Source organism: Streptomyces sp. P9-A2, assembly GCF_036634175.1.
In the GTDB taxonomy this organism is placed as follows: Bacteria; Actinomycetota; Actinomycetes; order Streptomycetales; family Streptomycetaceae; genus Streptomyces; species Streptomyces pratens.
Window position 1 is genome coordinate 989,656 of sequence record NZ_JAZIFX010000001.1, and the last position, 13,280, is coordinate 1,002,935.

Sequence of the window (13,280 nt, forward strand, 5' to 3'; positions counted from 1 at the left end):
CCGTCCGGGCAGGACGGACAAAACGAACAGGACGGGCAAGCCGGGCAGGGTGCGGACGTGCGACGCGTCCGGCTCGTGGAATTCCGTGTCGCGGGCCGGGCCCCGTGCTGGGATCTGCGCATGACCGAGCTGCGTATACGGGCCGCGACGCCCGAGGATCTCGACACCGTGCTGGCCTTCTGGAAGGTTGCCGCAGAGGGCACGAGCATCAGCGACGACCGGGAGGTAGTGGAGCGGCTGGTCGCCCGCGATCCCGGGGCGCTGATCCTCGCCGAGCAGGACACGGAGCCGGTCGGCACCGTGATCGCCGGCTTCGACGGGTGAAGGCGGCACCTTCCAACTGCTCTACGACGGGGCGGACCGGAGCGGAAGGTGCGGTTGCTGTACTTCGAGCGGAGGCTGTTCACGAGCGGAGATCACTGCTGCGGAGCAGCGTCTGTCCCAACGTGGGCAGAGTCCTTGCCGCCGGCGAGGCGTTCAGCCGTCCCGCCCACCACAAGGTCGGCACGAAGCCGCGCCGAACTGGATAAATGACAAGCCGAGTGGGCCTTCATGCCGCCCGCGCTGCTCCCCGGGCACGGGCCGGCTGCCACAGCTCGGTGCGCGCCGCCGACACCGAGCGGGCAGTGTCCCAGTAGGGGTGCCACCACAGGCGCGACAACCGCCGCGAGCCGTGCCCCCGATGCGGCAATGTCCTCCGGGCCTGTGCTGCGCTACACGCGCGCGCCGTGCACGTGCCGCGGTTCGGCCAGCAGACCGTAGATGACCAGCACGGACACCGCCATCGTGAACAGAGACCAGAATGGGTAGACCGGAAGGAAGATCATCTGACCGACGAGACAGAGCGCTGCCAGACAGATGCCCGTCAGCCGCGCCGCTCTGGAACCCACGAGCACACCGAGACCCGCCAGGGCCATCACGATGCCGATGGCGACCCAGATCCAGCCCCAAGCCGTGTAGTTGAAGATGAGCAGCCGGTTGCCCTCGGAATAAACGGTCGAGTAGTAGCCATGATTGAAGATCGCCACAAATCCGTTGAGCAGGTTGAAGAGGGCGCTGACCAATAGCAGGATTCCGGCGAAGGCCACCCAGCGCGATCGCTCCATCGGAGGCACGGCACCGTCTGGTGGAGAGGTTTGTTGCTGCATGGGATCCATGAGATGCAGCACCACCGCAGGCCCGCAATCGGTAGGGGCCCGTGGGTGTTGCGCGGCCGCCTGTGCTCTCGGGCGACCGGCTCGTGGGTAACGCGGGCCGATGGCCCTGTCCGCGGCTCCGAGAGGCGCCCGTATATGGCCTGCCGCCCGCGAGCTGTCCGGCATTGCGCCGGACCGGGTGGTGGCCGGGCCTCTCATCAGCGTCTCCGACGGCACCTCCCGGGCCCGGTGACACCACCCCCCAGGTCATGCCTTCGACAGGGGGACACAGTCATGCCGGGCCCGGAGGCCAGCGGCCCTCTTGCAGGACCGCGAAGAAGTTAACGGGGGGCCACGCTGCCTGGGCAACCTGCTCGCTGAGACGGGCGTGCGGGTACGGCGAGCCGGGCGGCATATTGGGGCGGATCCAGGGGCCGCTCCTGACCTGCAATGGAGCGCCGATTGTGGCTCTGATCAGCTGATCTTGCGATGGCGGGCGTTGGCCTCCAGCGGGAGGTTACGAGCTGCGGACCGCACCCCCTGGCAGCTCAGCCGCTCGGCGGCCTGGCTGCGTCCTCCTCGGTGGCGGGTGCGGCGGTCGGCGGCGGGGTCAACCTGAGCGTGAGGACGTAGGAGCCCACGACCGCCACGATCACCAGCGGCATGACGGTAAGCCCTTCTGGGCCCAGAAGCAGTGTGGCCAGCAACAAGGAGGTCATGGGGAGCTTGAGCATCGCCGCCGACATCGCGCCCACGCCCATCGCGAGCCCAGCGGTCACGCCGAGCCCGGGCAGGTGGGAGAGTGCGATGCCTCCGGCTGCGCCCACGAACATGGCGGGGAACACCGGGCCACCTCGGAAAGCTGCCATGGACACGCAGTACGCCACTGCCTTGCAGGCGACGAGCACCACAAGGGCGCCTGCCGAATACTGCGCGTTCGCAGTGAGAAGGGGACCGAGGCCGCTCTGTCCCGAGTACAGGACTTCCGATGCCGGGTGGCCGGTCCACTCCGCGTAGAGCAGGGCGATCACACCGACGACGACGCCCGCGAGCACGGTGGCCGTCAGCCGTCGCGGTTCGACCAGTTTCAGCAGGCAGAGGGAGAGCCACCGAATCCCGACGCCGAGCAGAGCCGCCGCTACCCCGATCAGGAGCGCCCAGCCGAACCCGGCGGCGTCCGGCGCGGCGGCATGGGGGACGTTCGGCAGGGTCAGCGAGTAGGTGCCCAGGCCGGTCCACGAGCCCAAGCCAGTGAAGATGAGCGCACCGATGCCGGAGGCGAGCAATCCGGGCACCAGGACAACGCCGAGCATCGCTCCACCCAAGCCGGACATTTCCATGAGCAGGAACGCTCCGAGCAGCGGTGAGCCGAGCAGGGTGCTGATCGCGGCGAAGCTCCCGGAGGCTCCCACGACGGTGGTCGCCTGCTTCGGGAACGACTTTCGCGTCAGTCGCAGCACGGCCACGGCGAGGCCGCTGCCCAGGGCGATGAGCGGGGCCTCCGGCCCGATGACAGCCCCGAGGCCGAGTGAGGCCAGCGCGGCGAGCGCCACGCCAGGCAGATTGACTGTCGGGGTCGGGCCCGAGGCCACGAACCCGTGGGCCGGCTCGTGTCCACCGTTGCCGGGGAGGTATCGGACGATCGGACCGACGAGGAGCCCGGCCACGGCCAGCAGCGGCACCGGCCACCAGTTGGGCGTGTCATGGAAGCCCAGGGCCTTGGGCAGGTCCGTGTAGGTGAGCGACTGGAGCTTGTTGACGAGTGCGAGAAAGCCGAAAGCCGCCGCCGAGATCGGGACGCCGAGAACCGCCGCGATCAGGAGGAGAACCGCGTAACCGCGGCTGCGGACGAGTGAGAGCGGGTCCGTGGCGGCTGCAAGGGGCTTTCCGTCAGGCTCGCCCGGACGGCTCGGAGAGGTCACGCCGAGACCTCCGGCATGCGCGCGTCACAGCAGGATTGAGCCATGATTCCGGAGCTGGGGCAGCCGGCCATGATCGCCGCGGCGCCTCGGTAAAACCGGAATGAGGACTCACTGGGTCGAAAGGGAGCGGCACGAGTTCCAGGATCCGGTGGGCGGGCCACTCCTCCGGAATCCGCAAGGGGCCGGGCCGCTCCTCCTACGGTTCGTACTCTGCATGGCGGGGCCGAGAAACACAGCGACGAGTACCCCTGCCACCAGGCCGCCCGCTCCTCGAGAGCGGCGCGCCCCGCTGGGCGTGAGGCAGTGGCTTTCTCCTGTGACATCACTACCCTCCCGGCCGTAACATTGATCCGTGATCGCCCTGGGGTGGTGACTACTGCAGGGGACGATCAGGGCACACAGCGCGGACTCGGCTCCCGCCCACACGCTCACCCTCAAGACCGATCATGGTGGTCAGTGCCCGATTCGGCATCACGGCATATCCGTGCCGAGGATCGCCTGTCGGTAGGGCCGGGCGAGGTGAAGGCACGGGCGGTCTTGTTGTATCGCCTTGTGAGGTCGGACCACTCATAGCCCCCTTCCTTCCGATGGCCGACCGCCCGCCCTCGGCGGGAGTCAGGAGGACCAGGGGTCTCCCGGCTCAGGCAGTGGCGTGCTGCCCTCGGTGACCGGCTTGAGGCGGTCACCGAGGGCAGCACGCCAAAGAGAAGGTCGCTGTCGGGGGGGGGAAGCATCAGTTGATCTTTGCCCGTCTGTTCCTGTCCTTGTCTCCTCAACGCCTGCCTTGAGTGCGCGAACAAGCAGGGAAGGCCAGAACCGGCAGCTCGCGGACGGGATTCGAACCCGGCCGCAGCGGATTTACCTTCCAACGCGCAGAGGCTCGGCCCCCGGTACTTGGGGCGGAGCTTCGGACGGTCGACAGTCGACGCCGGCCTACGCCGGCGGGCTCTCGGTACCCCGCGCGCCCGGGACCAGCAGGACGGCCGTGTCCCCCGGCCGGGGCAGTGGTGTACTGCCTTCCGTGACCGGATCGAGGCGGCCGTCCCGGCGCACGAGGAACAGCAGATCGCTGCCTGGCCGCAGGGCGTCGGCGGCGGGCTGCCCCAGCACGGCTGCCCCGTCCTCGTACCTGCGGGAGAACGTCGGCCAGGTCAGATCCGGGCCGAACAGAACCTCGCCACCGATGAACGGCGCCACCACGCCGTGGCTGTCGGCCGGTGCGTTGAGACGGTGGACCGTACCCTCCACGCTGCCTCGCAGAAGCACCGCCGCCAGTGCGTTGAAGTCGTCCTCGGCGGTGAGGAAGTACACCGCCGTGATGCCCTCCAGCTCGGCGGCCTCGCCCGCGGCGGCGCCCAGCAGCTCACCGGGCGCAAGCTCGATCCCGGCCTGCCGGATACGTTCGCGCTGTTGCTCGCCCCCTGCCCACATCAGCACCTCCAGCCCCGCTGACTTCAGGGCCACGCCCAGGTCGACCACCCAGGGGTCGCCGCCGACCAGCAGGGGCCGCGAGCGGGACGGGCGCACCACGCCCAGGCGCCGGGCGACGGGAGAGGCGGTCAGGCCGTAGAGCGTCACGGTCGCGACGATGACCACGAACGTGGCCGGAAGGATCTTCGAAGCGCCGCCGATTCCCTTGGCCACCAGGTCCGCCGAGAACGTCGAAGCCGTGGCGGCCGCGACGATACCGCGCGGCGCCATCCAGCCGATGAAGCCCCGCTCGCCGCGTGTCAGTTCGGTGCCGAGGGTGGACACGACCGCGACCATCGGCCTGACGACCAGTACCAGAAAGGCGGCGAGCCCGAGCGCGGGCAGCCACACATGGCGCAGCGAGTGCGGGGTGACGGTGGCCGAGATCGAGATGAAGAGCAGGCCGAGGATCAGGCTGACCAGGGTCTCGAAGAAGGGCCGACGCGCGGGTACGTCCATGCTGGGGAGGTTGGCGACGGCCAGGCCCATCACCACGGCGGCGATGAGTCCCGTGTCGTCGCGCAGGACATCGCAGAACGCCGCCACACCGATCACCGCGGCAAGCTGCGCCGTGGTGCCGAGGACCTCGCCGGGCCGCAGCACCCGGAACAGCACCCACAGCAGAGCCGCCCCGACCGCTCCTCCGGCCACTCCGATGCCCATGCTGGCGAGGAAATGCTCCATCCCACTGCCGAGGTGGTGGCGCGAGCTGGCCACGACCGCGTGGAAGACCAGTGCTCCCAGGACGCCGCCGACCGGGTCGATGAGGGAGCCTTCCCAGGTCAGGAGGTGCTGGAGGCGGTCCTTCGGTCGCACGAAGCTGAGCAGCGGTCCGACGACCGTCGGCCCCGAGACCACGAGGATCGCGCCGATCATGACGGCCGCCCGTGAGGGCATCCCCAGCAGCGGCGCGGCGAGGAGCGTGCCGAGCAGCCCGGTGATCGGGACACCGATCCAGATCAGCCGGACGACGACGCGGCGGGTGTGGCCCTTCAGTCTCGCCAGGTCCAGCCCGAGTCCGGCGTCGTACAGGATCACGGCGACGGCCAGCGACACCAGCGGTGAGAACGCCGCCCCCAGCAGCTGCTCGGGGTCGACGTCGTCGATCAGCGCGCCGGCGGCGAAGCCGACCGGCAGCAGGACGATGAGGGCGGGGATGTGCAGGCGGCTGGCCAGGAGCTGCGATCCGACGGCCAGGACCAGGATCAGGCCCACGCCGATGAGAACCTGGTCCGTCGTCACGTGCGGCCCTTTCGGTGCGGGGTGGTGGGACGAGTGGGTGCTCTTGCCGACCGGCTGCGCGGCCGGCCGGGTCAGACCTCCGCCGAGTGCCGCGTGAATGTCGGGCGCCGTGACGGCGTCGTCACTCCCCCCACGGCGTGATCCCCCAGCGGACGGTGTGCTGCTCTCCGGGGCCGAGGCTGACGAGCCCGGTGCCGCTGCGGAAGGCGTCGGGTGGGCAGGTCATCGGCTCGATGGCGACCGCACGACGGCGCTCCCCCGGCGGGAGGGTGTCGCCGGTGTAGAGCTGCACGTAGTCGGCGCCTTCACCGAGCCACACGTCCGTGCCGAACGCACCCGACGGATGGGCCAGGCGCACCACGGCCCGACCGTCCGCGTCCCGGTCGAGGTCGCCGAAGGGGGTGTCCAGCTGGAGCGCACCGACAGCTCGTGGCGTTCGCAGGTCGTACTCGGTCCCGGCGACCGGCTCGGCGGCCACCGGCAGGCCTCGCTCATCGGTGCGCAACCGTGTGCGTGCGGGGACGGTCAGCACGGCCTGGTCGACGACGGCGGTGCCCGCGGTGACGTAGGGATGCTGACCGAAGCCGTAGGGTGCGGCGCTCGCGTCGAGATTGTGCGCGGTGACGGCGACGTCGAGCCCGCTCTCGCCCAGGGCGTACTCGGCGCGGACGTGGAGGTGGAACGGGTAGCCCGGCTGCGGCCACAGCGAAACCTCCAGGACGGCGCGGCTGTCGCTCGCCTCCACGACCTGCCACGCGACCCACCGGAGCAGCCCGTGGATGGCGTTGCCGCCGGTCGGCTCGGTGAGCGGCAGCTGCAGATTCTGCCCGTCCCAGGGGTAGCGGCCGTCGCGGATCCGGTTGGGCCACGGCACCAGGATCTGGCCGCGCCCGCCGGTGATCCGGTCCTGTTCGGCGAATCCGTCGATCACGGTGTGCTCACCGACCGCGTATGACCGAAGGGCCGCGCCGAGCTCGACGACGACGGCACTGTGCGTGCCGTGGCGGAGGGTCAGTTGCCGTCCGGTGCGGCTCTCCTGCATGCGTGACCTCCTCGGTCCGCCCGGCCGGTGTGCTCGGACGTCGGCGTAGTGGTGGCCTGTGGTGCCGGCCCTCCCGTCGGGAGCGTGCGGCCCCTCATGGACCCGGTCAAGCACGACACGTTCCTGTCGGCGCGATCGCCGGGCAGGTTCGCCCGCTGAGGCCACAGGAGCGGGCGGCGGTCGACGCACGGGCGCTCGTGCTGCCTCCTGGGCGGGGACGGCGGCGTCACCCGCTGCCCGCGCGCCCGTCACGACGGGCGATGCGCCGCCAGACAGCCCGTTGGAATCTGATCATCAGCGCGCCCACCAGGATCAGCAGCACGATGTTGAGCAGGAGTTGGACCAGGGATCCGCGCGCCTCGCTCCAGCTGGCGAACGCGCAGGAGACGCCGATGTCGGCGGCGGCCGGGATGGTGGTCACCGAGATGAAGACGCCGAGCAGCGCGCTCGTCCTGGCCTGGGTCAGGGACATGATGCCGACGATGCCGGCCAGCACCGCGACGACGACGGAGAAGGCGTTGGGGGCGTCGATCAGTGTGGAGACCGGCCTGATGCCCAGCTCGAATGCCTTGGGTTGGAGGTCGAGGCCCCGGATCGCCCACGAGAACAGGAAGGTCACGAGGATGGCCAGCAGGAATCCCACGGTCAGGGCGGACAGGCCCTGCCGGATCCTGGTGCCGTTGCCGCGGTCGATGCCCAGTGCGACGCTGGTGATGGCGCCGTACTCCGGTCCTACGACCATCGCCGCGACGATCAGGATCTGGGAGTTGGTGATGATTCCCACTGCCCCGATGACGCCTGCGATGACCAGGTAGATGTAGAAGCTCGGCAGATAGGTGCCCTCGGCGCGAATCCGCGCTTCGACCTCCTCCCAGACCGGCGCGTGCGCGAGCGCCCCGAGCTGCTGCTGCTCGGCTTCGGCCGCTGTACCGGAGAAGGCCATCTCGACCGGTTCGATGACGATGGATCCGCGGCGGTCGAGTTCCAGCTCGCGCAGACCGCGCAGCACGGCGTTGGCCGCACCCGCCAGGATGTCGCACTCGATCGCGTCGCCGTCGGGGTTGTGCGCCAGTTCGGCAAGGACGACCAGGTTGAAGACATAGCGGTCGTCGGTCAGCAGCCCGACCGCCCGAGGGGTGAGGTCAGGGGGGCTCACCAGCCGGACGTGGATCATCTCCATGCGCCACCTCCATCGCTCACCGACGGACCCACCGGGGCGCTACGGTGCCCGAGCGCCGGAGCTCTCCTGCTTGTGACCGACCGACTCCAGCAAGTAACGCCCGGTGGGTGGGGGTCGGCAAGCCGGGTGCGCTGCTCGGCTCCAGCGTCTCCGGTCACTTGGGTCGCTTCCGACGCGCAGAGACCACCCGAGTGGCCGATAGTGGACGTAGGGGGTTCTTTCCGAGACTTCGGAGCATCCATGGATCGCTACCCTCCCATCGCCGAACACGGCCTGGTGGGCGACCTGCAGACCGCCGCGCTCGTCTCGTCGCAGGGCGTCGTCGACTGGTTCGCAGCTCCCCGGTTCGACTCGCCCAGCATTTTCGCCGCCCTGCTCGACCACGACGGCGGCGGGTACATGCGGCTGGCCCCCGAACACCCCGACCTGACGTGCAAGCAGCTCTACTACCCCGACACGGCCATCCTGGTGACCCGGTTCATGTCACCGGACGGGGTGGGCGAGGTGGTCGACTTCATGCCTCCGGACCAGACCCGCACCGCTACCGACCGTCACACCCTGGTCCGCTTGGTGCGTGCCGTGCGGGGGACCGTCGACTTCACCCTCGAGTGCCGGCCGCGCTTCGACTACGGCCGGGCCGAACACCAGCTCGAACTGAGCGAGGACGGCGCTCTGTTCCGGGCCCCCGGGACCGACGGGCACCTGCGCTCCACCTTCCCGCTGGAGCGCGACGGTCAGGACGTGCGCGGAAAGGTGACGCTGAACGCCGGGGAGTCCGGCGGCGTCGTGTTCACCGTCTGCGCGTCCGGCGGCGAGGCGCCCGCACCCCCCACCATCGACGGGCTCAACGGGCAGTTCGAGGAGGTCGGCCGGTTCTGGCGGCACTGGCTGCGCCAGTCCCGCTACCGAGGGCGGTGGCCCGAGCTGGTGCACCGCTCGGCCATCACCCTCAAACTCCTCACCTACGCCCCCACCGGCGCCCTGGTCGCGGCAGCCACCATGGGCCTGCCCGAGCAGGTCGGCGGAGAGCGCAACTGGGACTACCGGTTCACCTGGGTACGCGACAGCGCGCTGTCGGTGCGGGCCATGCTGGACCTCGGCTTCGTCGAGGAGGCCACCGCCTTCGTCCACTGGCTGGTGGACAGGCTGCGGGAGCGCGAGGGCAAAAAGGAGGAGCCGCTCCAGACGATGTACCGGATCGACGGTGATCCCGACCTGCCGGAGCAGACACTCGATCACTTCGAGGGCTATCGCGGCTCCTCGCCCGTCCGTATCGGCAACGGCGCCGCCGACCAGCTCCAGCTGGACATCTACGGCGAGGCCCTCTACGCGGTGTCCCAGGGGGCCGAGATCGCGCAGCAGGCCAGCTTCGAGGGATGGCAGGCGCTCGCCAGGACGTTGGACTGGTTCGCCGATGCCTGGGACCGGCCGGACGAGGGCATCTGGGAGACCCGCGGCGGCCGCCAGGACTTCACCTACAGCCGGGTGATGTCGTGGGTCGCCTTCGACCACGGGCTGCGTCTGGCCGATTCCTTCCGCCGGCCCGCCGACGTGGAGCGGTGGCGCACGGCGCGGGACGCCGTCTTCGAGCAGATCATGGAGCGCGGCTGGAGCGAGAAGGAGCGCGCCTTCGTCCAGCACTACGACGGTGACGTCCTGGACGCCTCGCTGCTGCTCATGCCCAGGGTCGGGTTCATCGCTCCCCGGGCCACGGCGTGGCTCTCCACGCTTGACGCGATGGATCGCAAGCTCGTCTCCGACAGCCTCGTCTACCGCTACGACCCGGCGGCATCGCCGGACGGGCTGCGCGGCTCGGAGGGCACCTTCAGCCTGTGCACCTTCCTCTACGTCGACGCGCTGGCCCGGGCGGGGCGGCTGCCCCAGGCCCGCTACACCTTCGAGAAGATGCAGACCTACGCCAACCACGTCGGGCTGTTCGCCGAGGAAATCGGTCCGAGCGGGGAGCAACTGGGCAACTTTCCCCAGGCGTTCACCCATCTTTCGCTCATCATGGCGGCCACCACCCTCGACCAGGCGCTCGACGCGGAGAACGGGCGCTGACCCATGGTCACCCGTGCCCGTCCGGCAGGACCGCCACGGCTTACCGAGGACGAGTTCGGTGTGCTGTACCGGCGGCTGGTCTCGCGCACCGCCTGGGCCAAGGGTGACCGGGGTGCTCTGGACGCGCTCACTCCCGCCCGGGTGGTGGCCGCCACCCGCGAGGTGCGGACCGGCCGGACGGTGACACTGGCCTCGCCGGTGGAGACGTCACCCGGTCCGGACAATCCGGAGCCGGCGAGGCACCGAATGAGGGGGCATCCGAAGGACGGCGGCTCGGGCGGGCTGCGGTTCGCGATGGACAGCTTCGCGATGAACGTGCACGGTGACGCCGACAGCCACATCGACGCCCTCTGCCACGTGGTCTACGACGGCACGCTGCACGGCGGCGTGGCCGCGAGCACCGTCACGGCGGGCGGCGCCACGGCGCTCTCCATCGAGGCGGCGCGCGACGGGATCGTCGGACGCGGCGTGCTGCTGGACATCCCGCGGCTGCGCGGCGTGCCGTGGCTCGAACCGGGTGATCACGTGACCGCCGGCGACCTCGGCGCGGCCGAGACCGCCCAGCACGTCCGCGTGGGAGAGGGCGACCTCCTGTTCGTCCGGGTCGGCCATCGCCGGCGCCGTGCCGAGCTCGGACCGTGGCACGCGGCGGACGCGCGCGCGGGGCTCCATCCGTCCGCGCTGGAGTTCCTGGCGGACCGGCGGGTCGCCGTGCTCGGCGGCGACGGGAACAACGACACCGCCCCGAGTTCCACCGAGGGCGTCGACTTCCCCGTGCATGTGCTGGCGATCCACGCCATGGGCCTTCACCTGCTGGACTACCTGCAGTTCGAGGACCTGGCACCGGTCTGCGCGGCGGAGGGGCGCTGGTCGTTCCTGTGCGTGATCGCCCCGCTGAGGCTGCCGGACGCCACCGGCTCGCCGGTCAACCCGATCGCCGTCCTGTGACCCGGGTGCCCACGGTCGTGGTGGTCATGGGTGTCTCGGGATCGGGCAAGTCCACCGTGGGACTGCTGCTCGCGCGGCGGCTCGCGCTGCCCTTCCTGGATGCGGACGACCTGCACCCTGCCGCGAACCGCGCCAAGATGGCTGCGGGTCGCCCACTCGACGACGAGGATCGCCGGCCGTGGCTGATGTCGCTCGCCGACTGGATCCGGGAGGCGACCGACTCCGGCCGGGGCGGGGTGGTGGCGTGCTCGGCCCTCAAGCACGTATACCGGGACCTGCTCCGCAGGGCTGGCACAGGCGTGTGGTTCCTGCACCTGGCGCTCGACCGGGCGACCGCCGACCGGCGGGTCGCCGGACGCGTGGGCCATTTCATGCCGGCCCGGCTGGTGGACTCCCAGTACGCCGCCCTCGAACCGTTGCGACCGGACGAGCCCGGGCTGACCGTCGACGCGGCCACTGACCCGCAGGCCATCGTCGACGAGGCGGCGAACGCCGTGCGGGCGACCGGGTGAACCTGTTCGGCTCCCGTCGGGTCGCTGCTCCTGAGGGCGCCCGATAGCTTCGAAATCGGCGCAATATTCCGGTCGTGCGGGTGCACGGCCGGCACGGAGCAGCACCGCGGCCCTCCGGGCGGGCGCGACGGCCAGGACAGCCCACGACTCCGAGAACGGAATCTCCGCATGGTTGATGATCACCACTACGACGTCGTCATCATCGGTACGGGAGCGGGCGGCGGTACGCTCGCCCACCGGCTGGCCCCCACCGGCAAGCGGGTCCTGATCCTGGAACGCGGCGGCTACCTGCCGCGGGAGCGGGACAACTGGGACTCCACCGCCGTCTTCGTCAAGGGCAAGTACCGTGCCCCGGAGTTCTGGTACGACAAGCACGGCAACGAGTTCCCCCCGGAGGTGAACTACTACGTCGGGGGCAACACCAAGTTCTACGGCGCCGCGCTCTTCCGGCTCCGGCCCGAGGACTTCGGCGAGCTGCGCCACCACGACGGCATCTCACCGGCCTGGCCGATCCGCTACGAGGATCTGGAGCCGTACTACACGCAGGCCGAGCAGCTGTACCTGGTGCACGGCCGGCATGGCGAGGACCCCACCGAGGGTCCGGCGAGCGGCCAGTATCCACACCCCCCGGTGGAGCACGAGTCGCGCATCCAGCAGCTCAGCGACGACCTGGAGAGAAGGGGACTGCACCCTTTCCACCTGCCCATCGGCGTGAACCTCACCCAGGGCGAGAACGGCGGGGCCACCCATGACAGCGTCTGCATCCGCTGCGACCGCGTCGACGGCTTCCCCTGCCTGATGGGCGCCAAGTCCGACGCGCAGGTGATCTGCGTCGACCCGGCACTGAAGTACGACAACGTCACGATGGTGACCAACGCCAACGTGCGCCGCCTGGAGACCGACCCGACCGGACACACGGTCACCAAGGTCGTCGCCGAGCTCGGCGACGGAACGACGGAGGAATTCGGCGCCGACATCGTGGTGGTCGCGGCCGGCGCGGTCAACTCCGCGGTCCTGCTGCTGCGTTCGGCCAACGACAAGCATCCCGGCGGCCTGGCCAACAGCTCGGACGTGGTGGGGCGCCACTACATGCGGCACAACAACCTGGCGCTGATGGCGGTGTCGAAGGAACCGAACCCCACCAGGTTCCAGAAGACCCTGGCGCTGAACGACTGGTACCTGGGCGCGGACGACTGGGAGTATCCGCTCGGCGGCATCCAGATGCTCGGCAAGTCGGACGCCGACCAGATCCACGGCGAGGCGCCGCGCTGGGCCGGTGCCGTCATGCCCGACATGCCCTTCGAGGTACTGGCGCACCATGCCGTCGACTTCTGGCTGTGCGGGGAGGACCTCCCGCTGCCCGAGAGCCGGGTCACCCTCGACAAGGACGACCGCATCCACCTGGCTCTCGACGAGAAGAACAACATCGCCGGGCTGAAGCGCCTCCAGCACAAGCTGCGGAGCATGCTCGGGCACCTGGGCATGCACGAGCACCACCTGCTGGATCACAGCATCTACCTGCACAAGGGCATGCCGATCGGAGCCACCGCGCACCAGGCCGGCACCGTACGGTTCGGCGAGGACCCGAGGAGTTCGGCCCTCGACGTCGACTGCAAGGCCCACGACCTCGACAACCTGTACGTCGTGGACACCAGCTTCTTCCCCAGCATCGGCGCGGTGAACCCGTCACTGACCGCCATCGCCAACGCCCTGCGGGTGGGCGATCGCATCGCCGCCCGGCTGCGCTGACGAGAGCGTCGCACGTCC

At 70.1% G+C, this 13,280-nt stretch carries 9 protein-coding genes and 1 pseudogene; 5 read left to right on the forward strand and 5 right to left on the reverse strand.

The window, feature by feature from the left end:
* Nucleotides 1-120: 120 nt before the first annotated feature.
* Nucleotides 121-321, forward strand: a pseudogene (locus tag V4Y04_RS04440) (GNAT family N-acetyltransferase); the annotation flags it as partial.
* 392 nt (nucleotides 322-713) lie between these two features.
* Here the strand turns inward: V4Y04_RS04440 and V4Y04_RS04445 are convergent.
* The 5 genes from V4Y04_RS04445 to V4Y04_RS04465 form a co-directional block, all read right to left on the reverse strand.
* The gene (locus tag V4Y04_RS04445; RefSeq protein WP_332425992.1) at nucleotides 714-1,148 is read right to left on the reverse strand and encodes a DUF7144 family membrane protein; all 435 of its coding nucleotides are present in this window, start codon (nucleotides 1,146-1,148) and stop codon (nucleotides 714-716) included.
* A 536-nt stretch (nucleotides 1,149-1,684) separates the two neighbouring features.
* The gene (locus V4Y04_RS04450) at nucleotides 1,685-3,058 is read right to left on the reverse strand and encodes a chloride channel protein (RefSeq protein ID WP_332425993.1); all 1,374 of its coding nucleotides are present in this window, start codon (nucleotides 3,056-3,058) and stop codon (nucleotides 1,685-1,687) included.
* Nucleotides 3,059-3,991: 933 nt separating this feature from the next.
* Entirely contained in the window at nucleotides 3,992-5,770 is a 1,779-nt protein-coding gene (locus V4Y04_RS04455) for a cation:proton antiporter (protein ID WP_332425994.1), read from the reverse strand.
* Between the two features lie 121 nt (nucleotides 5,771-5,891).
* The gene (locus V4Y04_RS04460; protein WP_332425995.1) at nucleotides 5,892-6,812 is read right to left on the reverse strand and encodes an aldose 1-epimerase family protein; all 921 of its coding nucleotides are present in this window, start codon (nucleotides 6,810-6,812) and stop codon (nucleotides 5,892-5,894) included.
* A 226-nt stretch (nucleotides 6,813-7,038) separates the two neighbouring features.
* Nucleotides 7,039-7,992 (reverse strand): DUF389 domain-containing protein, encoded by a 954-nt coding sequence (locus V4Y04_RS04465; protein ID WP_332425996.1) that lies wholly within the window; start codon nucleotides 7,990-7,992, stop codon nucleotides 7,039-7,041.
* Between the two features lie 240 nt (nucleotides 7,993-8,232).
* Between V4Y04_RS04465 and V4Y04_RS04470 the strand changes: the two genes are divergently transcribed.
* The 4 genes from V4Y04_RS04470 to V4Y04_RS04485 all read left to right on the forward strand — a co-directional run bounded on the left by V4Y04_RS04470 (nucleotide 8,233) and on the right by V4Y04_RS04485 (nucleotide 13,262).
* Nucleotides 8,233-10,053: a glycoside hydrolase family 15 protein gene (locus V4Y04_RS04470; protein ID WP_332425997.1), complete on the forward strand. Its 1,821-nt coding sequence runs from the start codon at nucleotides 8,233-8,235 to the stop codon at nucleotides 10,051-10,053.
* Nucleotides 10,054-10,056: 3 nt separating this feature from the next.
* On the forward strand, nucleotides 10,057-11,001 hold the full coding sequence (locus V4Y04_RS04475; protein WP_332425998.1) for a cyclase family protein: 945 nt from the start codon (nucleotides 10,057-10,059) through the stop codon (nucleotides 10,999-11,001).
* The gene (locus tag V4Y04_RS04480) at nucleotides 10,998-11,513 is read left to right on the forward strand and encodes a gluconokinase (RefSeq protein ID WP_332425999.1); all 516 of its coding nucleotides are present in this window, start codon (nucleotides 10,998-11,000) and stop codon (nucleotides 11,511-11,513) included. The genes V4Y04_RS04475 and V4Y04_RS04480 overlap by 4 nt, the downstream gene beginning before the upstream one ends.
* A 168-nt stretch (nucleotides 11,514-11,681) precedes the next feature.
* Entirely contained in the window at nucleotides 11,682-13,262 is a 1,581-nt protein-coding gene (locus V4Y04_RS04485; protein WP_332426000.1) for a GMC family oxidoreductase, read from the forward strand.
* Nucleotides 13,263-13,280: the final 18 nt, after the last annotated feature.

Excerpts from the sequence above, each read along its gene's own strand:
- V4Y04_RS04445 (WP_332425992.1), bottom strand. The coding sequence starts at position 1,148 with ATGCAGCAACAAACCTCTCCACCAGACGGTGCCGTGCCTCCGATGGAG.
- V4Y04_RS04470 (WP_332425997.1), top strand. The coding sequence starts at position 8,233 with ATGGATCGCTACCCTCCCATCGCCGAACACGGCCTGGTGGGCGACCTG.
- V4Y04_RS04485 (WP_332426000.1), top strand. The coding sequence starts at position 11,682 with ATGGTTGATGATCACCACTACGACGTCGTCATCATCGGTACGGGAGCG.
- V4Y04_RS04475 (WP_332425998.1), top strand. The coding sequence starts at position 10,057 with ATGGTCACCCGTGCCCGTCCGGCAGGACCGCCACGGCTTACCGAGGAC.
- V4Y04_RS04460 (WP_332425995.1), bottom strand. The coding sequence starts at position 6,812 with ATGCAGGAGAGCCGCACCGGACGGCAACTGACCCTCCGCCACGGCACG.
- V4Y04_RS04465 (WP_332425996.1), bottom strand. The coding sequence starts at position 7,992 with ATGGAGATGATCCACGTCCGGCTGGTGAGCCCCCCTGACCTCACCCCT.